Below are 20,010 nucleotides of genomic sequence, written 5' to 3' on the forward strand. Positions count from 1 at the left end.
GTCAGCGTTTTCAGACGCCAGCAGCATGTTCTGGATATAACTGTTGTCCATGTCCAGTTCCAGCGCGGAGATTTCTTTGCGCTGTTCTGCAGTGACGTGGTGAGTAAACTCATCGACGATGAACTGGGACAGAAGTAAATTGCGAAACGGCAATTGGGCAACCGGCCACTGCATAGCCTCTTCAACGTCGCTGCTAAAATCTTCCGAAGTACCGTCCTCAGACTTTGCACTTAGCCAGTCTTCAACCATCTGATTACGCGCCTCTGGTTCAGCCTGGATCCAGTCCGTCATGAATTCACAAATAAGCACGGGGTCGTGGTCGGCATCCTGGGGGAAAACAGATTTAACCGCCTGCACCAGCTTCCACTCGGCATGCACTGACAAATCCGTAAACCCCGGTGCTTCTGCTTTGGCCAGCAACAGGTTCTGCATGTAGAGGTTGCTTTCATCCATAGACAGTTCGCTGGCAGTCATTTGCTGCTCTTTGCTGATATGGGTAAGGTATTTGTCGTTAAGAAGGTGAACAGCCAGGCGAACGGCACCAGAGCGGTTTCCAAGCAGTACTTCAGCGTTATCAGCCACGACGGTATCTTCAGAAGCAGGGTGAAATTCATCTGCCGACGCCTTGCCGGCTTTCTGCTGCCATGTGCGGCCATCTTCGGCCAGTTCATATCGTTCGCACCAGGTGTAATCCACTGCGCCTTCCTCAGGCAGGTCGTTAACTACCGGAAAATCGGTGCGGATCGGTTTTGCGTAATCTTTACCGCGGCCGGTTTCTTCAATGCCTGCTTCTTCAAGCGCCACATCGAGCTGGAGATTGGCGCGCGCTGCACTTTTCGCAGTGAACCAAATCACTGCATCCTTCTTGCCAGACTTCTGACTGGCTTTAAGCAGATTGAAAAATTCCATGTCAGATCCTCATTTTTGGATGTAAGATCCCCGAGCCATTGATAGCGCCCATTGGGTATTCATTGGTTTTGGTAATTTCCGGTGTACTTTGGTTGGTGGCACCGGACGTACAGGCCCGCTTCGGCGGGTTTTTACGTTATGGCTCGTTTGCCATCTGGTGATGCTCTGCGCACTGCTCAGAGCAATAATCGTGTTCTTTGCGCGCCAGCTGCGCGCCGTGGCGATAGAGCAGGGTGCTCTTCACTACCTCTTCAGGCTTCACTGGTTTGCTGCAATAACCGCATTTGATTTCCACAAATCACTCCTTTCACAAATTCGCGTTGTAACCAACTGGCTGTTCGCCAGCCCGGACAATGCGTTCGACTTCAAAGCACACTCCCGCAACCTTCTGCTCAACAGCAGCTGCTTCGCATGCCTGCTGACTTTCGTAGACGCCCAGAACCACATCCTGAAAATCACCGTTGGTCATGCCGATCGTCAGAACTAATGCGAACAAGGTACTCATGGTTTTGCTCCCGTTGCTTGGCCGTATTCCTGAACAGCCTGATGCCACATGTGTGCATCACCCAGGAAGCGGGCAATCACGATTTTGTTTTGAGCCGCACGGGCTTTGTTAAGGTCTATGGTGGAGCTTGAAGACATCAGTTCAAGCAGACCTGCGACACTCATTTGCTTGCGGTTCAGAACAACTGACTCGCGAGGGTGTTTGATTGATGTCAGACGCCAGAGCGAGCCATTGGCCAGCGGTGTGACTTTGTACTGCTCGTTGTTATGAGTTACTTCCAACTCATCCTCCCGGTCTTTCCCGGCGTCAGAACGTTAATGAAACCTGTGCGCGAAGCTGTTTCGTTGTGATGGACTGAATATACAAAACGTATCCAATCAATGCAATACGAAATGTATACCAAAAGCGCGAAAATAGGTAACGCTTTGTATTATATAGGTATTTATTTATTGGTTAAGATGCTTGTGAGAACGTCATCTGCAGGATGAGCATCGTAGATGCTGAAGGAATTAGGGTAAGGAAATTGATTTAGCTTAGATCAGCAAAAATCTAAATGGAGGGGGTAGAGATTGTGACGTGAAAGCCTGGCTATCCCAGGCCAAAATTTTATTGGCTAGCGAGCATCTCACGTGAAAAGGTCGCTTGTTTTTTAGATAGGTTCAAGAATTTTTGATCCATCGTATACATATATGATGTTAAAAGACGTTGGGACAAATCCAATGACTTAGAAATGTTCTGAGCAAATTCAAGGCCTTTATCGCTTGGTTTGCCCTGCTGTGCTAGGTAGTTATTTGCGCTTCCAGCTTCCTCTTCAAGTCGATGCAATCTTTTAGATAACTCAAATAAGTTATTAGCCAAATTATTCGCTTCCTGAGAATTCTTTATCTTTTCAGCCTGCATTATCATTGCACGAAGATCGCCAGACATGGCTCTTAAGTCGTCGTCATAAGGCGAGACGGCGAAGACTAGTGAGGAGTTAAAAATAAATAATAAAGCACAAAATTGCAAAGCTTTTGCAAGCATGATTCATCCCTTTCAGTATTAATATTAGTTTATTGATTTTTCTAGGATTTCTAACATAAAGACATGATAAAAATCTATTATTCTAATTATATAAGACGCAATTTAGTTTCTACCGCTACTCCAATGATTCGACAATTACCATTGATATGCACAATTGGCCATTGTGGGTTAAGTCCTTTTAAGTAGCGCAACCCACCATCGATCACCAATTTTTTGAAGGTTGCTTCGTTGGAATCGGAAAGTTTAGCGATAACTAAACTTCCATTTACTGCTTCCCGGCCAGTATCGAAAAGGACGTAAGTACCTTCAGGAATACTTAAACCAGCGGGAGCGGTCATAGAGTCACCGTCAACGTAAAGCCAGAATGCCTCCCCCTGAATATGGACATCAGATTCTAGCCATAAATCAATGTCTTTTAGGGTGTAAGCTTCAATCGCTTCGCTCCATGCTCCGGCCTGCACGCTACTGAGCACTGGATATTTGTTTCCTGGCTTGTAAGGCCCAACGTAGGCAATGTCACCACCGAGGTTCTCATCAATGATTGAACCGTCAGCGCCAACAGAAAAAGATTTTTTACCTAAGAACCTCAGTATTTTTGCGATCTCCTGAATACTGGGTTCCCTTCTGGCGTTTAGCCAATGGCTAACGGCACCTTTGGTGATACCAAGGTGCTCCGCTAATTGCTCTTGAGTGATGCCGTCCCTTTTCATGAGGGACTTAGCTAATTCGTACCATTTCATAGTCATACCCCAAATGATACAAGTTGTATATTTTTCTGCGAGACACAAAACGTATATTTTGTCTTGCATGATATGAATACAATTTGTATATTAAGTTTGTCTCTTAAGGAGGACCAATGAACAACCTTCGAAACATACGCCAACGTGTTGGCTTAACACAGCGCCAGATGGCGAGTGAACTCGACCTGACAACAGGCGCGATTTGTCATTACGAAAATGGCAGACGAAGCCTGAGCGTTGAGCAATGCAGAAAAATCGTTGCAGTGCTCAATCGGCATGGTGCCGCAGTGGGCATTGACGATGTTCTTCCACCAATAACTCTTTAATCACCATATTCATGGTGAAACCACGAAAGGGAAAGCAATGCAGACGCAATCACTTAGGTATCAAGAGAATAACGCCTTTAAACCTGAGGCAGTGATTTACCGAAATCAGGTAAAAGGCGAAAAAATACCGGGCCCGGCGGCTGTCCGTTCCGCCGTTCGCGCCTGGGCAGCTGACTGTCGCAGTCGTGAATTTGTGGCCGCACTGATAGCTGAAGAGTGGCATCGCGTTGGTGGTGAAGGGCTGGAAATACCGACTGAACCGGCCCGGCAGATGCAGAAGATTTTTCGCTGGCTGGATGGCGAGACGGAGTACGCAGCTGAAAACGTCCGTTTACTGACACCGGCAATCATGGCCGTTCTCCCGCTGGAGTTCCGTACCCGCCTGGCGCCGCAGGAGGACACAATGTCGCGCATAGCGGCAGCAATGAAGGAGTGTGCGGAAGCAAAGCAGGCGGTGCTGCTGGGCGCACCTGAGCATCAAAAACTGAAGGAGGTGAGTGAGGGGATAGCAAGCCTGTTTCGGCTGATGCCGGATCAGGTTGGCCCACTGATGACAATCGTAACGTCGATGCTGGGGGCAGTATGACAGGTTCAAAAATGGCGAAAGCCGAGGTGCTCGAACACCAACGGCTTTCAGGTGCAAAAACTGTGCGTAATTGCGGAGAGCAGTATGTCAAACACCGCTGAAATATTCAAATTCCCTGCGCCTCTTCCGGCGCATCAGGAGAGTCGCATGGCCGATCTGGAAAAAGGCTATCTTCGCTTAGCCAATCAGATCCAGGACGCCTTGTGTATCGTCGAGCTGTCGGGGCGTGAGTTCCGTGTTCTGAATGCGATTGTCCGGCTGACGTATGGCTGGTCAAAAAAAACAGACCGGATCGCTAACAGCCTCATTGCGGATAAAACCACGCTGAAGGTAAAACACGTATCCGAAGCCGTGCTGAGTCTTGCCTATCGGAACATCATTACCCTGCGCCGTATCGGGCAAACAAGATACATAGGGATCAATACCAGCCTAGACAAATGGGCCTACATTAAGCCCAATTGCACAAAGTGTCCGGTTGAATTTCCGGTTGCTGAAGTATTTGCATTGGTTATTACCATCCCCGAAGACAATATCTACATTCCTCGGAAACAGGGATGGTTATCCCTGAAAAAAGGGATGGTTATCCCTGAAAAAGGGGATGGGGAAAACCCACCTCAAACCATCCCTGAAAACGGGGATAGTTATCCCCAAAAACAGGGAAAGGTATCCCCGGAAACAGGGAACACCAAAGACATTCTTCCAAAGACAAATATAAAAGATCTAACCCCCTTTAATCCCCCAAAGGGGAAAGTGAAGTTTGACCCACTGAGTATTCCAGTTCCTGAATGGCTGAATTCATCGTCCTGGGAGGAATGGGTGGCTTATCGCCAACAGTCTGGCAAAGCCATCAAAACCGAACTGACCGTCACCAAAGCTTTCAAGCTCCTGAAGGATTGCCTGGATGAAGGCTTTGACCCTGTCGAAGTCATTAACACCAGCATTGCAAACGGATATCAGGGCCTGTTCAAGCCAAAGTTCGGCTTCCAGAGTCGTAAAGCTGCCCGGGATGTGAACGAGATTTCGCAGCCTGGCAAAAATATTCCAGATGGTTTCAGGGGGTAACGATGAAAAACATGATCGGTACTGGTGGCGCGCTTGAGCGTCTGAAGCGAATCATCCCAGAAACTGTTACGCCGAAGTTCACCAGCGTAGCTGAGTGGCAGGCATGGCAGGAGGAGGAAGGTCGTAAGCGCTGCGATGAAATCAACAAACTTAACCAGCGTAACCGGGCAGAAAAAATCTTCGGTCGTGCCGGCATCCAGGCGCTTCACCGCAGCTGCTCGTTTGCAAACTACAAGGTTTCCAGCCCTGAACAACGGCAGGCATTCAGCATGGCGAAAAGCTATGCGCAGAACTTTGGCGGCGGCGGGTTCGCCAGCTTCGTGTTCAGCGGCGCGCCAGGCACGGGCAAGAATCATCTTGCAGCGGCAATTGGCAATCACCTGCTGGCTGCTGGCCATTCTGTTCTGGTGGTGACTATTCCTGACCTGATGCTCCGCGTTCGCGAGTGCTACGACGATGGGCAGTCCGAATCGTCACTGCTCAATGACCTCTGCGGCGTAGACCTTCTGGTGCTTGATGAGGTCGGCATTCAGCGCGGCACCAGCGGCGAAAAGGTAATCATCAACCAGGTTATCGATCGCCGGCTGTCCTCCATGCGTCCCGTTGGCATCCTGACCAACCTGAACCACGGCGAGCTGGTTTCAACGCTGGGTGCTCGCGTCATGGACCGCCTGCAAATGGATGGCGGAATGTGGGTGAATTTTGACTGGGGAAGCTACCGCAAGAACGTTAGCCACCTGCGGCCAGTGAAGTGAATCGGGAGATAAACATGGCACATAAATACGCAACCAAAGAACTCCGCGAGCAGCTGATTCGCGAAATCATCGCCCTGGTCAAATCACGCGGTCGCCTGACAACCTCTGAGGCCGCCAAACATTTTGGCATTGAGCAGGAAACCATGCGGCGCCGCTTCCTTGACGCAGGGGCCACTGGCGAAGTAATCCGCTTTGAAAAATTCGGCCTGTTCCGCAACAAAAAAACGATAGCGGAATACAACATCTCCCGCGCACGCCGCCCGTATGGCCAACGACGTTTGAAGATTGAGGCGATGCAGCGAAACGGTAATGGCATTTTCGATGAGTGCCGTCAGAACTGGCAGGGCTACCGCATCCACAAAATTTTCGGGAGTGCACGGGCATGAAACAGAAATTTATCGCGTGGTTTACCCAGAACAACAACGGCTATCCGCCAACTGTTAACGCTGCAGGTGAATTTGAGCGTGTAAAAACCCAGCACATGTGGGAAGCCTACCAGGGTGGCATAGCAGAGCAAGCCGAACAGGTCCGCCTGCTGACTGAGCAGCGCGACGCGGTGGTGGCGGAGATGGAAGCCCTGAAATCTGGTGATGCGTTTTTCTCATATGGTTCAGAGCACGGATTTGAATGGCACAAAACAGCCAAAGAAGCCGCAGAAAACGCAGAGGCAGCAATTGATGACTATCGCGGTGATGCTTGCGATGGGTGGTCGGAAGAAGTTACCAGTATTTGCTGGGGTGTAATCATGCAAACATCTTCGAAGGTTGGCGAACGCCCACGTAATGAAGATGATAGATGCGACCCTTCTATTGATACGGTTTGCGATTACGCTCTTCTACCCAATATCGAAACCCCCGCTACCGACGCCGCAATCGCAGCCCTTCGAGCAGAAGGGGTAGAGATGTTTGCCGCCGAAATGTCTGCCCAGCATCAAAAATTACAGTCTGGAGGGTATTTCGACAGGCAGGTTGTTATCTACGCCAAGTTGTCTGAACTTGCGTCTTCATTCGCCCGCCAGCTTCGCGAGAGCAAAGGAGCGCAGGGATGAGCACCGAAACCAAAATCAAGCACCCGGCAATCCGTTACCACGGCGGCAAGTTCCGTCTGGCATCGTGGATTATCCAGCAGATGCCGGATCACGTTTGCTACGTTGAGCCGTTCGGAGGAGCTGCCGGGGTGCTCCTGCAAAAGCCCCGTAGTTACGCCGAAGTTTATAACGATCTCGATGGCGAAGTAGTGAACCTGTTTCGCGTACTGCGTGATGCGGATATGAATCAGCGCCTGCAGGATGCATGCATTCTTACGCCATATTCCCGCGATGAGTTTTGCGCCGCTCGCGAAGAAACCACTGATCCGGTAGAACGTGCCCGCCGCATGGTGGTACGTGCATGCATGGGATTTGGTTCAGCTGCTGGTATCGGCGGCACATCGGGTTTCCGCAGCGACAGCAAGCGCAAATACGCTACAGCTGCACATCTGTGGGAGCGTTACCCTTCAAACCTTGCTGTCATCTGCCAGCGCCTGCAGGGCGTCATTATTGAGAACAAAGACGCTTTTGAAGTGATGCGGGCCCACGATGCCGAAACGACCTTGCACTATATCGATCCGCCGTATGTTCCCGAAACACGCGTCCAGGGAAATCGCTACTACAACCATGAAATGACAGTTCAGGGTCATGAGCAACTGCTTGCTGTGGCCAGAACGATGCAGGGAATGGTGATGATCAGCGGTTACGACCATGAAGTTTATAACGACATGCTGACCGGCTGGTTTAAGTCAGAAAAGGAATCGCGTATCAGCGCTGGGCGAGGCACCAAAGTCCGTACCGAATGCCTCTGGATTAACCCGGCAGCACAGCAGAAACAGGAGCGTGCAGCATGACCAACGAACAGATTCAGGCACTCAAAGCGCTGTACGCGAATGTTGAAATGCAGGCGCACGCTTTGCGCGGTAATTCACGGGAATATTCAGTTATCACTGGGTTATGCCCGGTAAACGTCATTGAAATGCAGGCACAGAAAATCCAGGCGTTATTGGTCGAAAGTGAGGCTGATAAGGCGCTGATTGCGAAATTACAGACAGCTAACGCAGCGCAGGACTGCCACATCAATCAGCAGGCCGACCGGATTGATTCTCTGGAGAGGACAAACCACGGATTAGGTAAGCGCCTTTGCTCGGTGGAGTCCCTCACGCTCACCGTTAAGTTGCCGGATGAGTATTACAACGCTGACGGCAGCAGAAATATGGACATGATTGGCACATGTGCCGTGGTAGGAAGTTTCCGCGTTGCCTGCGCCGCCATGCTTCAGGGTAGAGACGAACCTATTACTACGGATTGCACATTGCCTGCTGATGTTCGTGGTGCGATTAATCGTCTACTGGATAGCGACGGCAGCCGTGGAACATTCAGCGCGGTATGGAGCTGTGACGCTCGTGAGGAGTCAATGCGCTTGCTCGCAATAGTACCGCAGCACGAGATGTAGTTAAGGAGCCATTAGGCGTATTCCTTATGCTTTATATGTCATAACATACGCCTTAAAAAGTGAGGCGATTGGCTTATGAAATTATTCAGAATTGAAGATGAAGACGACCTCTGGTGTGACTACGGCTCAGCATACGAGGCAATCCATAATCTTCTGAGAAGTTCGTTTACCGACCAAGCGAAATCAAAGTGGGCTTTAGACAAGGCTTATGTCAATTGGAGGGGAGATAGTTACACGGTCAATGCAATCTTTACTTGCTTTGATGAGGTCCTTAAAGATGTGGTCATGGTCGTTTGTAACGCGGAAGGAAATCGAAAGAACGAGTTAATCAAGACATCATGTGGCGATCCGATACCAGTTGAGTATGACTTGTGGAAAAAAGAATACTCACCAAAGGTGGCTAGATAAATGTCAGACTGGAATATTGCAGCAAAACCTCAGGAGGACCGCGACAGGGTTAACGTTGATCTTGCCGCCTCCGGGGTAGTACATAAAGAGCGACTGAACATGCCGGTAATCGCTGGATAGTCAGCTCGCGATCAGCCTGATCACCTTCTCGAATATTTCATGGAGCGCGTGCGCTTCTACCGAGAAAAGAGCTTGCATCTGCCGCGAGCGAGCGACTCGCGGTACATTGAAATGGCTGATGCCACTAAAAAGTAACACGATGAGAGGTGATGTAATGTTGGTGGATTATCTTTTGATTGGTTATAAGCGAGATGGCGAGATCAAGCATGTTGAGCATGAAGAGGGTGATGTTTTGTATTCTGACATCACATTTGACCCTGCGAATGGAGATAGCCCTCAGTTCCCTACCAGGCATTTTTCTGTACAGATAATTCATCACATGGGGCAGCGGTATGCTGTCGCTATTGCACGAGATGTATCAGGGAAAGAGATTGTGGATTTGATAGAATCTTCACGAATGAGCCCCGTTCCTCCAGAGGTTCATGGAGAGATTTAAACATTCTTTGATTTCCTGAAATCACCCATTCATAATACCTCTGTCAGCCTGAACAACTGACAACCTGTGCGCCACGGAGAAACCCATGGCGCAGTTACAACTCATCAAGCACCCCTCAGGAATCCTGATCCCCGCTACGCCGGAGACCAGAGATTTTCTGCATTCTAAATGCAAGCTCGGTGCCGTGCTGGAAGGCGAGTTCCGCCAGGTACGCAATGCCGCTTTACACCGCAAATATTTCTCTCTCCTGAATCTGGGCTTCGAATACTGGGAGCCGAACGGCGGTGCGATAACGCCTGCTGAAAAATCCATAGTAAATCGCTATGCAGGTTATCTGGCCCTCCGGGTGGGTAACGGTGACGCCCTTACGTCTTATGCAGAAGAGTTCTTTGCTGACGTAGCAGAGCGCCGTTCATCAAATATCACTGCCAGTAAATCGTTCGACGCTTATCGGGAATGGGTCATAGTAAGCGCCGGGTATTATGACATCGTAAACCTGCCGGATGGCACCCAGCGCAAGCGAGCAAAAAGCATTTCATTTGCAAACATGGACGACACCACGTTTGCCCCTCTCTACAACGAATCTCTCAACGTGTTATGGCGCTTCATCCTCTCCCGCGTATTTACCTGTAAATCGGAAGCGGAGAATGCTGCAGCGCAGTTGATGAGCTATGCGGGGTGATGGCGATGAAATCCTCATGGTTCCAACATACCGACTGCACGACGGCGCAGGCTGACGAACTGGTGGCAACATACCGTGCGCGTGGCGTGAAGGTCGAGCGCAGCCTGAACCACGATTACTTCACCTGGACCGTCAGCGTCTGGTTACCGGAAGCCCGGCGGCAAGAACGTACGCCGAGGGCATTCTGCCAAAAGGTCTGGGGGTGATCATGGCAGATTTACGCAAAGAGGCCCGCGGTCGCGAATGTCAGATGCGGATCCCCGGCGTCTGCAATGGCAATCCTGAAACGACAGTTCTGGCGCATATCCGCCTGGCCGGACTTTGCGGTACCGGTATCAAGCCGCCTGATCTGATCGCTACTATCGCCTGTAGCAGTTGCCACGACGAATTAGACCGCCGCACCCGCGTAGTCGATGCAGATTACGCAAAGGAGTGCGCGCTTGAAGGCATGGCCCGCACACAGGTTATCTGGCTGAAAGAAGGGAAAGTAAAAATATGAACGAATATCGAATCAGCCTGACATGGCCGCCGAGCAACAACCGCTACTACCGGCACAATCGTGGACGTACGCACATCAGCAAAGAAGGGCAGGCGTACCGCGACCACGTAGCCCAAATCATCAAAGACGGAATGCTGGATATCGGCATCACTGCGCCGGTGAAGATCAGTATCAAGTGCCATATGCCAGACCGCCGACGCAGAGACCTGGACAATCTTCAGAAGGCGGCATTCGACGCGCTGACGAAAGCCGGATTCTGGCAGGACGACCAGCAGGTAGACGATTACCGCGTAAAGCGGATGCCGATTATTAAGGGCGGCAAACTGGAATTAACCATCACTGAGCTGGAGCCAGCATGAACCTCGAAAACACCGTGAAATACCACTTTGCAAAGTCCACGATGATCAGCGATTCCCCGCGTGCCACCTCATCAGATTCTCTGACTGGTACGGACGTCATGGCAGCCATTGGCATGACACAGGAACGTGCCGCCATGGGTTACAGCGCTTTCCTCGGTAAGATGGGGATCAGTCATAACGACCGGGAGAGGGCGATCGCGCTGCTGACCGAATATGCGCTGACCAAATGCGACAAAGTTGCTGCGCTGCGCAAGCTGGGCGACGGAGTTAAGCCGCTGGTAATGCATCATCTGGCTACGTTCGCTTTTGAAGACTACTCGCGCAGCGCTGCCAGCGTAAAACTGTGCTATTGCTGCGCGGGGCAGGGTTTTATCGAGGCTGATGTCTTCACTATGAAAACCAGCATGTCTGGGTGCGCAAAGGACATCATACAAAAATCCAAGAAATGGGGACTGAAGGTTATTCCCTCGCAGCATCAGAACCGGCGCCAGGTAAAAGGAATGGCTCGTGTTCTATGCGCGACCTGCAAAGGGAAGAAGGTTGTCAGCTGCGCCTGTAGAGATTGTCATGGGAGGGGGCTGGCAGTGAATCAGGTACTTACAGAGGAGCAGGGCGTGCCAGTGCTGGCTGCCTGTAAGCGCTGCAGTGGTCGCGGTTATGAGCGGATTCCTTCGACAGAGGCTCATGCAGCTGTCTGCCAGATCACTGATGCAATCAGCCTGGATACATGGAAGAAGTCGGTCAAGCCATTTTACGACCAGTTGATCACCAAGTTTGATATTGAAGAAGCCTGGGCAGAAGCGCAGCTCAAGCTGATAACACGATAAAGCTCACGAAAACGGTGTGCGTTTCAATCGTGGACTGTTTACTTTTCCCGAATCTGTGTTAATTTCATTTCAACGATGGGCATTGTGTGTTCACCGTTACGAAACCCGCCACTGAGCGGGTTTTTTTGCGTCAAAAGAAAAGGCACCCGAAGGTGCCCATAAATCAGTTTCTGGCGATCTCTTTCCTGGCTAAGTCGGCAAGAAACGCAGAGCGGTTTTTATGCCCGTTCTGTTCGATGTAACGATCCATCGCGTTTAACAGATTGCCAGGCATCGTAAGATTGAACTTAACAGCTTTGGTTTCATACTTGGTCGGATCAATCTCCACCAGCGCGAGAAAACCACCATCGGCGGTTAATCTTTCGTCACCCAGATAATCACCCGGATCGCGAGGCGCTGGAACATGGCCGCCTTGTTCCGTGAGCACTTCCATGTGCTGCCCGAACGCGGTTTCCGCATCGCGTATGGCCGACTCGAACGTATCACCGGCAAAGAAACATCCCTCCACATCAGGAAAATAGCCGTCATACGTGCCGCTGTCTGTTCTGAAAATAAAGAGCGGATAAATCATATTCACCTCATCAGTTACGGATGATGACCGTTGCAGAGAGGGGCGGCTTGCGCCGCACCCTTGTTATAACAACTTAATTCCTGACGTTCTTTGAGCCTGTCGGATAACCCCCTTTGATGCATCCTTTCTGGGGTGGGGTACGGTGATAATATCCTGTACCCCTGGCTTACTCAGCGTTACATGACTTCCGTTTTGCCGCTGCTTAACCCATCCATCAGCCATCAGTCTGTTCATTAACTCTGCACTGCTCATCAATCCTCCATCTCGTTAACTTGTGGGTATAATACCCACTCATACTATGGAGGTCAAGATATTTGTGGGTATCATACCTACTAAATGCGTTTCGGTAGTCCTGCTGTTCGGTAATCGTCCTCGACTTTACCAGCAAGCTGATGTCGATCTTGGCTGACTGTGTGCTGGTGGCTAGTGCGGTACTTCTGCTCTGGCCGCTCCTTAAGAAAACGAAATAACATTCTTCTAAAGGCGTCCGCCGGGCGTCTTTTACAGAGTGCATTTTGGCCGCCAATTGGTTGTCACCCTCCAACTACTCACACAGCACCCCGACCTTATCGGAGGTGAGAGATATGTCCCATATGAGCAAACTAGTCACCGGAGTCGCCCTCGGCACCTCAGGAGGAACCATCCTGAACGGCGTCCTCACAAAACTGAGTCCTGACGAATGGAGCGCCATCGGCGTACTGGCAGGTATTGCCGGGATAATCGTTACCGGACTCATTAACTGGTATTTCAAACGTAAGGTCGCCAATGCGCAGGTAAAAGCACTGGAGAAATACGGTCCGGCGGTAAAGGTAGGAGATGAATGATATGCCGATGACCAGTAGCCTTCGCAATAAACTGATAGCCGCAGCTGGTGGTGGCGCGATGCTGATCGCCTCACTGTTCCTCGGTGGGCAGGATGGCGTCGAAGGCCGGAAGTATGAAGCCTATAAAGACGTCGCAGGTGTGTGGACTGTCTGTGACGGTCATACAGGGCGGGATATCGTCAGGGGTAGAACGTATACCGATCGCGAGTGTGATCAGCTGCTGTGGAAAGACCTCCAGCCAGCCAAGCGTACGGTGGACAGCCTGGTGAAAGTACCTCTTGGAGAATACCAGCGTGCGGCGCTTTACAGCTTCGTGTTCAATGTCGGAGCTGACGCGTTTTCTAAATCCACTCTCCTGCGGAAACTCAATACAGGCGACCATGCAGGTGCGTGCGAAGAGATGCGCCGTTGGGTTTACGCTGGTGGCATGAAATGGAAGGGACTACAGAACCGGCGCGAGATGGAGCGCTCCATGTGCCTGGCGGAAGGTAAACATGACCTTTAAAGCAAAACTAATTATCTTGCTGGGAGTCGCCGGCCTGCTGGTGGCGCTCGGCTGGGCGGTCAATCACTACCGCGATAATGCCATCACCTACAAAGAGCAGCGCGATAAGGCTGCTGAACAACTCGCCCTGGCGAACGACACCATTAACGATATGAAGGTGCGCCAGCGTGACGTTGCCGCACTGGATGAGAAATACACAAAGGATTTAGCAGATGCGAAAAAGCAGCTTGATGATCTGCAGCGTTGCGTTAGCTCTGGCAAGTGCGGGCTGCGCATCAACGCAAAATGTCCCACGAACGGAACGGCCAGCACCACCAGCGTGGATGATGGCAACACCGCCCGACTTACTGACGCCGCTGAACGGGATTATTTCACCCTCAGAGAGCGAATCGAAACCATCACCAAACAACTGACTGGCCTGCAGGCGTATGTGCGTGGGCAGTGCTTGAGGTGATCATTTTTGCACAAATCACTGGACCTTTTTTCTTTTGCTTGATAGTATCCAAACACTTTCATAATGAGGTCTATGGGATGTTAAAAAAAGCCACCACTAAAATCATGACAGAGGGAACAAATCTCTATCAGGGTGACTGTCTCAATTTATTATCCATGATGGATGAATCATGCGTCGATCTCGTTGTTACATCTCCACCTTATGCAGACCAGCGCAAAGGGACTTATGGTGGCATTTCTCCCGATAAATATGTGGAGTGGTTCTCTCCCATCGCTGAGCAACTACATCGTGTTATTAAACCAACTGGCTCGTTTGTGCTTAACATCAAAGAAAAGGCTGTAAATGGCGAAAGGCACACATACGTACTGGAGTTAATAATCCGACTGCGCCAGCTTGGATGGTTATGGACGGAAGAATATATCTGGCATAAGAAAAACTCTTTCCCTGGGAAATGGCCGAATCGGTTTCGAGATTCTTGGGAGCGCTGTCTACATTTTACAAAAGCCAAAAAGTTCGCGATGTACCAAGATGCAGTTATGGTTCCAATGGGGGATTGGAAAAAAGAGCGATTGAAAAAACTTAGCTCTACAGACGTCATTCGTGATGAGTCGCGAGTGGGAAGTGGCTTTGGAAAGAATATTTCTAACTGGCAGGAAAGAGAAATGGCTTACCCAACAAACGTTCTCCACATGGCTACCGAATGCGGAAACAAAAGCCATAGCGCTGCGTTTCCAGAGTCTCTGCCTGAATGGTTTATTAAGCTTTTCACTAAACCGGGTGATCTCGTTTTGGATCCATTCGCTGGATCAGGTACCACCTTGCTGGTTTCTGAAAAATTATCCAGAAATTCAGTTGGATTTGAATTGCTTGCAAGTCATTGCGAAGTTGCTAAAGAGCGTATTGGGCTTGAGAGTAAAATTCAGCACGGAATGGTTACATTTAGAAAAGTCGCTGAATAACCTTTATTGATGTGATACTTTCCTTTGTGGTTAACCAGAAAAGGAAAATAGGATGTCAGGCATCTGTATCATTAGAGGGTGTGGCCGTCCGGCAAATAAGATTATCGGCGTTCGTCTTCGTCGTGAACTCGATGATCTTTCTGCCATTTGGGCACAAAATACCAACGCTTATTTGTGCGATGAGCATGCAGCAATGGGTTATGAAGTTGATGTTACTTTCACCCCACGTGATGATCATACCATTCGAACATCAGTAAGCGATGGTGTATCTGAACCTGTAGTTCGCCTGTTTGAAGTTACAAATCCAGTTAACCGCCCTGGCGGTGCTGATAATTCCTAAATGTGGTCTTAATCCCCTTTAGGCGGATTTTTACTTTCTCTGTCTAAGCCACTGGCATCCGCTGGTGGCTTTTTTATTGCGCCTCGTACGCGCAGCCTAACGATATCTTTCAGTAGTGAGCCTGGGGCATTCCGCTTCAGCGGCGGTTTTCCCGTTCGACAGGCTCACACCTAAAAGGGAAACAACCATGAATAAAGAATTGTCCTGCGCTGCTGGCGACGTCCTGCACGCGCTTTTCTTTCGTGGCGCGCTGGCGAATGGCGATTTGCCGTCAAAGGCTGGTGCTGCCGAACTGCGTGAGCTGGGCTTTGTGAAGACGCAGGATACGGTGGCGGCGTTTCGTGGTGAGAATCATTACAACTTCCTCACCGCTGCCGGGCAAGAGTTTGCTATTAGCTATCTGGTGGAGGGCGACTTCGGCAAACAACCGCAATTTAAGACTGAGGATGGACATGTGTTCATCAATGAAGCTTTCATTTCCGGCAGAATTTTTTCAGCTTCTTCGGTGAAGTCATGGGAGCAGACTGTTGATGAGCGCTTCACCGAGCTGGCTACCAGCCTCGTCAAAGCTGCCATCAGTAAAGAGTTAAATCCCGGCGGTTTGTTGCGTTAAGGAGGATGGTCACGATGCGAATAACAGTCCTTGAAGATGATCCGGGTGAGCGAATCATCCCCGGTCGTGAAAGTATCACCGTGTATCTCGATGGCGTTGAAGTGAAGACGTGTCTGACTGCTGATGATGTTAAGGGGGAAGTCGTGTACGTTGAGCGTGATTATAGAGGCCACATTGTGGCGGTAAACGGTGAAGTGCAACATCGCATTCGTTATGGCGAGGTAAAGATCGAACGCCTACCACGTTAAACCTGCTGACCTTCCAAATTAAGCAATTTCATTCTTATCACTCTGTTTAATTAGTGACTGAGTAACTATCTGCCACCACTTGCAAAGCTCAAGAGATAATTTATGGCAAAACCGGACTGGGGCGAGCTTCAGCAACGGTTCCTGTCCGACCATGCCGTAACCGGCGTATCACCGAAGGAGTGGTGTGAAGCGCAGGGACTGAATTATGCAACCGCACGCCGACACATCAAAAAGCCTACTGCGCAAACTGCGCAGAAGAAAGTTCGCACTGCGCAAAAGGAAAAGTGCGCAGATGAGCTGGTGGATGATGATGGCTTGACGGCACAGCAAAGACTTTTCGTCGCAGAATACCTTAAGGATCGCAATGCCACACAGGCTGCTATCCGGGCGGGGTACAGTAAAAAGACAGCCAATGAGCAGGGTGCAAGGCTGTTAGCAAAAGTTAGTGTGGCTCAGGCTATTGCGCAGCAGCAGAAAGCATCTATTGAGCGCACCCTTGGTAGTGCAGATGAAGTCCTCGCGCAGATGTGGCAGCTCGCCACCTTCGATGCAAACCAGCTTTCGCAGTATCGCCGCGGTGCGTGTCGTTACTGCTGGGGCTTCGGCCACCATTACCAGTGGCGTGACATGGTGGAGTTTGAAGAGCATCGGCTAAAAGCGCTCGAGAAAAAGGGTAAAGAGCCGGTAGACGTTGGTGGCTATGGCTACGACCACAACCGGGAACCTAACCCTGATTGTCCACGATGCAATGGCGACGGAATAGGACAGCCATACTTCGCGGATACACGGAAACTTCCCCCTGATGCTGCCCTGGCTTATTCCGGCGTGAAGCTGGGTAAGAATGGCGTTGAGATAACAGCCATAAGCCGCGAGCGCATGTATGAAGCCGTGATGAAGCGGCTTGGCCTGGCCGATAGTGAGTTTGCGCAGCGTCTGCAACAGATTGAAATCGAGCGTCGGCAGCTGGAGGTGGAAAAACTCCGCAAAGAGCTGGCAGCCGATCCTGATGATGATGTTCCGGCGCCAGTTGCAATCAACATTAACGTGGTAGACGCGAGGATTCGTGATGATAGCGCCGACGCTTAACGTTCCCCAGGCGCGCTTCCTCGCTATGCCGCATAAGTTTAAGGCCTACGTTGCCGGGTTCGGTTCCGGTAAGACGTGGGTTGGCTGCGGCGGTATCTGCAAAGGAATGTGGGAGTTCCCCAAAATCAACCAGGGCTACTTCGCGCCGACCTATCCGCAGATCCGTGACATCTTCTACCCGACAGTAGAAGAGGTAGCGTTCGATTGGGGCATGAACGTCAAAATTAACGAGGGGAACAAAGAGGTTCACTTCTACGCCGGGCGTCAGTACCGCGGAACGACTATCTGCCGTTCGATGGAGAAGCCCGGTTCTATTGTCGGTTTCAAAATCGGCAACGCGATGGTTGATGAACTGGACGTTATGGCCGCTGCAAAAGCGCAGCAGGCATGGCGAAAAATCATCGCTCGTATGCGTTACAAGGTTGACGGCCTGCGTAACGGCATTGATGTGACCACGACACCAGAGGGCTTTAAGTTCGTCTACCAGCAGTTTGTTAAAGCGGTGCGCGATAAGCCTGAACTGGCGACGTTGTATGGCCTGATACAGGCCTCAACGTTCGATAATGAAGCGAACCTTCCCCACGATTACATCCCTTCGCTGATGGATTCCTATCCGCCAGAGCTGATTAAGGCGTATTTGCGAGGACGGTTCACCAACCTGACCAGCGGCACTATCTACCACCAGTTCGACCGCCGGCTGAATGGATGTGTCGATGAGGAACAAGCTGGCGAACCGCTTTACATCGGTATGGACTTCAACGTCGGGAAGATGGCGGCCATTGTTCATGTGCTGCGTAACGGAGAGCCACGTGCCGTTCGTGAACTGGTGAAGGTCTACGATACCCCGGCGATGATTAAGCGCATCCAGGAGGAGTTCTGGCGTTATGAAGGTGGGCGTTACGTCGCCTCGCGTCAGATTTACATCTATCCCGACGCCTCCGGTGATTCGCGCAAATCGAACAATGCCAGCGCCACGGACATCGCGCAGCTCAAACAGGCCGGATTCAGCGTGGTGGTGAATGCAGCCAACCCGCCGGTGAAAGATCGCATTAACTCCATGAATGCCATGTTCTGCAACGGCAACGGCGAGCGACGTTACAAAGTGAACGTTACCCGCTGTCCGGTCTATACCGACAGCCTGGAACAGCAGGTTTGGGCGGCGAACGGCGAGCCGGACAAATCAGCCGACAACGATCACCCCAATGATGCTGGCGGGTATTACATCGTGAAGCAATTCCCGATCATTAAGCCTACCGGCAAAGTCACTCAACTTCGGATTTAACTCCATGCCTGATATTTCAACACCCAATCTGGACTATGGGAACATGGTGCAGGCGTGGGACATTAACGACGCCCTCATGGGCGGCACACTGTACATGCGCGAGCTCGGTGAAACATATCTCCCGCGCTGGCCTAAAGAAGACAAAGAGGATTACAAAAAGCGCCTGGCGGTAGCCACGCTCCTTCCTGCCTACGAAGAGACGATCAACCAGAACGTCGGACGCGTATTCGCTGAGCCAATCCAGTTGGGCGAGAACGTGCCGGACCAGCTGCGTGAGTTCGCAAAAAACGTGGACCTTGAAGGCACCCGTCTGGATGTATGGGCGCAGTCGTTCTTTAGCCTGGCGATGCAGTATGGCCTTTCCCATGCGCTGGTGGACTATCCTCGCGTTGACACCGAACAGGTGAAGACCAAAGCGGATGAGAAGGCCACCGGCGCGCGCCCGTACGTCACCATGCTGAATCCCCGCCAGGTGATCGGCTGGAAGTCGAGGATGGTTGGTGGCAAGGTTCAGCTCACTGCGCTGCGCATAAAAGAGGTGGTGGTCGAAGACGGTGATGACTTCGGGCAAACGAAAGTCGAACAGATCCGCCTCCTGACGCCGGGCAAGGTGCAGATTTTCCGGAAGTCTACCGGTGCAGAGGTGCAGGCCACCTGGGCGTTACACGACGAATGGCAAACCTCCCGTCGGGATATCACCCTGGTCACGCTCTACACCAAGCGCACCGGCTTTATGTGCGGCTCGCCGCCGCTGCTGAATATGGCACTGTTGAACGTGAAGCACTGGCAGAGCCAGAGCGAGCAGGACAACATTCTCCATGTTGTTCGAGTTCCCATTCTGTCCGTCTTTGGGCTTGAGGAAGGGCAGGAACTAATTATTGGTTCCTCTTCGGCTACCAGCTTTTCCGATCGGCAAAAGCAGGGGATGGAATACACCGAGCACACCGGGTCTGCCATTGGTGCCGGAAAAGATTCTCTTACCGATTTGGTAGAACAGATGCGCCAGGCTGGCGCGAAGCTGCTGCGCACCGACAATACCTCGACCAAGTCTGTAGACCAGACCTCTGAAGAGAAAATGCAGGAGCAATCGCCGCTCTACACCATGGCAACCAGCCTGGAGGATGCGATAGACAACATCCTGCAAATCATGGCTGAGTACATCGGTGAGAAAGATGGCGGCAGCGTTGATGTCCGTACCGAACTGGATGTGGAGTCGAAAGAGTTTAACCCACCAGCTGCGCTGGCCATCCAGGCGTTACGTCAGGGCGGTGATATCCGTCGTGTGGATGCTATCAAATCCCTGCAGAAGCTGAACATCATCGATGCCGATGCGGACCCTGACGTGGTGCTGAGCGAACTGCTGACCGAGTCGGCCTCCCTGACCGAACCTCCAACAGAAGAGGTGTGA

The 20,010-nt window shown here is 51.1% G+C and carries 34 protein-coding genes and 1 pseudogene; 27 read left to right on the top strand and 8 right to left on the bottom strand.

The features are described from left to right. The 6 genes from KXR87_RS08340 to KXR87_RS08365 all read right to left on the bottom strand — a co-directional run. On the bottom strand, positions 1-909 hold a 909-nt coding region (locus KXR87_RS08340; protein WP_437431801.1), incomplete at its 3' end, for a RecE family exodeoxyribonuclease. Positions 910-1,045: 136 nt separating this feature from the next. Continuing rightward, positions 1,046-1,204 (bottom strand): YdaE family protein, encoded by a 159-nt coding sequence (locus tag KXR87_RS08345; RefSeq protein WP_437431802.1) that lies wholly within the window; start codon positions 1,202-1,204, stop codon positions 1,046-1,048. Positions 1,205-1,216: 12 nt separating this feature from the next. Next, positions 1,217-1,414 (bottom strand): DUF1482 family protein, encoded by a 198-nt coding sequence (locus tag KXR87_RS08350; RefSeq protein ID WP_437431803.1) that lies wholly within the window; start codon positions 1,412-1,414, stop codon positions 1,217-1,219. After that, positions 1,411-1,695, bottom strand: a complete 285-nt coding sequence (gene kil, locus KXR87_RS08355) for a host cell division inhibitory peptide Kil (RefSeq protein WP_437431804.1) — start codon at positions 1,693-1,695, stop codon at positions 1,411-1,413. Before kil ends, KXR87_RS08350 begins: the two co-directional genes overlap by 4 nt. 325 nt (positions 1,696-2,020) lie before the next feature. Next, complete coding sequence (locus tag KXR87_RS08360; protein WP_437431805.1) at positions 2,021-2,437, bottom strand: hypothetical protein; 417 nt, start codon at positions 2,435-2,437, stop codon at positions 2,021-2,023. A gap of 86 nt (positions 2,438-2,523) precedes the next feature. Then, positions 2,524-3,183, bottom strand: a complete 660-nt coding sequence (locus KXR87_RS08365) for a LexA family protein (protein ID WP_437431927.1) — start codon at positions 3,181-3,183, stop codon at positions 2,524-2,526. 110 nt (positions 3,184-3,293) lie between these two features. On the opposite strand from KXR87_RS08365, the gene KXR87_RS08370 reads away from it, so the two are divergent. The 16 genes and pseudogenes from KXR87_RS08370 to KXR87_RS08445 all read left to right on the top strand — a co-directional run bounded on the left by KXR87_RS08370 (position 3,294) and on the right by KXR87_RS08445 (position 11,720). Continuing rightward, positions 3,294-3,503 carry a helix-turn-helix transcriptional regulator gene (locus KXR87_RS08370; protein WP_437431806.1) on the top strand — a complete coding sequence of 70 codons (210 nt, stop codon included), beginning with the start codon at positions 3,294-3,296 and terminating at the stop codon, positions 3,501-3,503. 37 nt (positions 3,504-3,540) lie between these two features. After that, complete coding sequence (locus KXR87_RS08375) at positions 3,541-4,089, top strand: toxin YdaT domain-containing protein (protein ID WP_437431807.1); 549 nt, start codon at positions 3,541-3,543, stop codon at positions 4,087-4,089. Between the two features lie 84 nt (positions 4,090-4,173). After that, the gene (locus KXR87_RS08380; RefSeq protein ID WP_437431808.1) at positions 4,174-5,151 is read left to right on the top strand and encodes a replication protein; all 978 of its coding nucleotides are present in this window, start codon (positions 4,174-4,176) and stop codon (positions 5,149-5,151) included. 2 nt (positions 5,152-5,153) lie between these two features. Then, positions 5,154-5,906 (top strand): ATP-binding protein, encoded by a 753-nt coding sequence (locus tag KXR87_RS08385; RefSeq protein WP_437431809.1) that lies wholly within the window; start codon positions 5,154-5,156, stop codon positions 5,904-5,906. A 14-nt stretch (positions 5,907-5,920) separates the two neighbouring features. Next, positions 5,921-6,292 carry a DUF977 family protein gene (locus tag KXR87_RS08390; protein WP_437431810.1) on the top strand — a complete coding sequence of 124 codons (372 nt, stop codon included), beginning with the start codon at positions 5,921-5,923 and terminating at the stop codon, positions 6,290-6,292. After that, positions 6,289-6,954 (top strand): hypothetical protein, encoded by a 666-nt coding sequence (locus KXR87_RS08395; RefSeq protein WP_437431811.1) that lies wholly within the window; start codon positions 6,289-6,291, stop codon positions 6,952-6,954. The genes KXR87_RS08390 and KXR87_RS08395 overlap by 4 nt, the downstream gene beginning before the upstream one ends. Then, complete coding sequence (locus KXR87_RS08400) at positions 6,951-7,787, top strand: DNA adenine methylase (RefSeq protein ID WP_437431812.1); 837 nt, start codon at positions 6,951-6,953, stop codon at positions 7,785-7,787. Before KXR87_RS08395 ends, KXR87_RS08400 begins: the two co-directional genes overlap by 4 nt. After that, the gene (locus tag KXR87_RS08405; protein WP_437431813.1) at positions 7,784-8,389 is read left to right on the top strand and encodes a hypothetical protein; all 606 of its coding nucleotides are present in this window, start codon (positions 7,784-7,786) and stop codon (positions 8,387-8,389) included. Before KXR87_RS08400 ends, KXR87_RS08405 begins: the two co-directional genes overlap by 4 nt. A 75-nt stretch (positions 8,390-8,464) precedes the next feature. After that, positions 8,465-8,797 carry a hypothetical protein gene (locus KXR87_RS08410; RefSeq protein ID WP_437431814.1) on the top strand — a complete coding sequence of 111 codons (333 nt, stop codon included), beginning with the start codon at positions 8,465-8,467 and terminating at the stop codon, positions 8,795-8,797. After that, a pseudogene (locus KXR87_RS08415) lies at positions 8,798-9,052 on the top strand (DNA polymerase III subunit theta). Between the two features lie 19 nt (positions 9,053-9,071). Continuing rightward, entirely contained in the window at positions 9,072-9,353 is a 282-nt protein-coding gene (locus KXR87_RS08420) for a hypothetical protein (RefSeq protein ID WP_437431815.1), read from the top strand. A gap of 85 nt (positions 9,354-9,438) precedes the next feature. Beyond that, a complete protein-coding gene (locus KXR87_RS08425; protein WP_437431816.1) occupies positions 9,439-10,035 on the top strand; it encodes a DUF1367 family protein in 597 nt (198 codons plus the stop codon). Continuing rightward, positions 10,035-10,241, top strand: a complete 207-nt coding sequence (locus KXR87_RS08430; protein WP_437431817.1) for a hypothetical protein — start codon at positions 10,035-10,037, stop codon at positions 10,239-10,241. Before KXR87_RS08425 ends, KXR87_RS08430 begins: the two co-directional genes overlap by 1 nt. 2 nt (positions 10,242-10,243) lie before the next feature. Beyond that, entirely contained in the window at positions 10,244-10,534 is a 291-nt protein-coding gene (locus KXR87_RS08435; protein ID WP_437431818.1) for a DUF1364 domain-containing protein, read from the top strand. Beyond that, positions 10,531-10,893, top strand: coding sequence for a crossover junction endodeoxyribonuclease RusA (gene rusA / locus KXR87_RS08440; protein ID WP_437431819.1), 363 nt, complete (start codon positions 10,531-10,533; stop codon positions 10,891-10,893). The genes KXR87_RS08435 and rusA overlap by 4 nt, the downstream gene beginning before the upstream one ends. Then, positions 10,890-11,720 carry an antitermination protein Q gene (locus KXR87_RS08445; protein ID WP_437431820.1) on the top strand — a complete coding sequence of 277 codons (831 nt, stop codon included), beginning with the start codon at positions 10,890-10,892 and terminating at the stop codon, positions 11,718-11,720. Before rusA ends, KXR87_RS08445 begins: the two co-directional genes overlap by 4 nt. A 163-nt stretch (positions 11,721-11,883) precedes the next feature. On the opposite strand, the gene KXR87_RS08450 is transcribed toward KXR87_RS08445, so the two are convergent. Together KXR87_RS08450 and KXR87_RS08455 are read right to left on the bottom strand one after the other, a co-directional pair. Next, entirely contained in the window at positions 11,884-12,291 is a 408-nt protein-coding gene (locus KXR87_RS08450) for a type II toxin-antitoxin system HicB family antitoxin (RefSeq protein WP_437431821.1), read from the bottom strand. A gap of 63 nt (positions 12,292-12,354) precedes the next feature. Then, entirely contained in the window at positions 12,355-12,543 is a 189-nt protein-coding gene (locus KXR87_RS08455; protein WP_437431822.1) for a type II toxin-antitoxin system HicA family toxin, read from the bottom strand. Between the two features lie 113 nt (positions 12,544-12,656). Between KXR87_RS08455 and KXR87_RS08460 the strand changes: the two genes are divergently transcribed. The 11 genes from KXR87_RS08460 (at position 12,657) to KXR87_RS08510 (ending at position 20,010) form a co-directional block, all read left to right on the top strand. Then, positions 12,657-12,761, top strand: a complete 105-nt coding sequence (locus KXR87_RS08460; RefSeq protein WP_437431928.1) for a DUF3927 family protein — start codon at positions 12,657-12,659, stop codon at positions 12,759-12,761. 114 nt (positions 12,762-12,875) lie between these two features. Next, complete coding sequence (locus tag KXR87_RS08465; RefSeq protein WP_164529886.1) at positions 12,876-13,115, top strand: class II holin family protein; 240 nt, start codon at positions 12,876-12,878, stop codon at positions 13,113-13,115. Positions 13,116-13,122: 7 nt separating this feature from the next. Next, entirely contained in the window at positions 13,123-13,620 is a 498-nt protein-coding gene (locus KXR87_RS08470) for a lysozyme (RefSeq protein ID WP_437431929.1), read from the top strand. Further along, entirely contained in the window at positions 13,610-14,074 is a 465-nt protein-coding gene (locus tag KXR87_RS08475; protein WP_437431823.1) for a lysis protein, read from the top strand. Before KXR87_RS08470 ends, KXR87_RS08475 begins: the two co-directional genes overlap by 11 nt. Positions 14,075-14,151: 77 nt before the next feature. After that, positions 14,152-15,033 carry a DNA-methyltransferase gene (locus KXR87_RS08480; RefSeq protein WP_437431824.1) on the top strand — a complete coding sequence of 294 codons (882 nt, stop codon included), beginning with the start codon at positions 14,152-14,154 and terminating at the stop codon, positions 15,031-15,033. Positions 15,034-15,085: 52 nt separating this feature from the next. Continuing rightward, positions 15,086-15,373, top strand: a complete 288-nt coding sequence (locus KXR87_RS08485; RefSeq protein WP_437431825.1) for a hypothetical protein — start codon at positions 15,086-15,088, stop codon at positions 15,371-15,373. Between the two features lie 187 nt (positions 15,374-15,560). Next, a complete protein-coding gene (locus KXR87_RS08490) occupies positions 15,561-15,986 on the top strand; it encodes a hypothetical protein (protein ID WP_437431826.1) in 426 nt (141 codons plus the stop codon). A gap of 14 nt (positions 15,987-16,000) precedes the next feature. After that, positions 16,001-16,234 carry a hypothetical protein gene (locus tag KXR87_RS08495; protein WP_437431827.1) on the top strand — a complete coding sequence of 78 codons (234 nt, stop codon included), beginning with the start codon at positions 16,001-16,003 and terminating at the stop codon, positions 16,232-16,234. 102 nt (positions 16,235-16,336) lie between these two features. Further along, positions 16,337-17,320: a terminase small subunit gene (locus KXR87_RS08500; protein WP_437431828.1), complete on the top strand. Its 984-nt coding sequence runs from the start codon at positions 16,337-16,339 to the stop codon at positions 17,318-17,320. After that, the gene (locus tag KXR87_RS08505) at positions 17,298-18,602 is read left to right on the top strand and encodes a terminase large subunit domain-containing protein (RefSeq protein WP_437431829.1); all 1,305 of its coding nucleotides are present in this window, start codon (positions 17,298-17,300) and stop codon (positions 18,600-18,602) included. Before KXR87_RS08500 ends, KXR87_RS08505 begins: the two co-directional genes overlap by 23 nt. Before the next feature lie 4 nt (positions 18,603-18,606). Beyond that, positions 18,607-20,010, top strand: coding sequence for a DUF4055 domain-containing protein (locus KXR87_RS08510; RefSeq protein WP_437431830.1), 1,404 nt, complete (start codon positions 18,607-18,609; stop codon positions 20,008-20,010).

It is taken from the genome of Yokenella regensburgei, from assembly GCF_051486985.1.
Taxonomy (GTDB): Bacteria; Pseudomonadota; Gammaproteobacteria; order Enterobacterales; family Enterobacteriaceae; genus CBFFRJ01.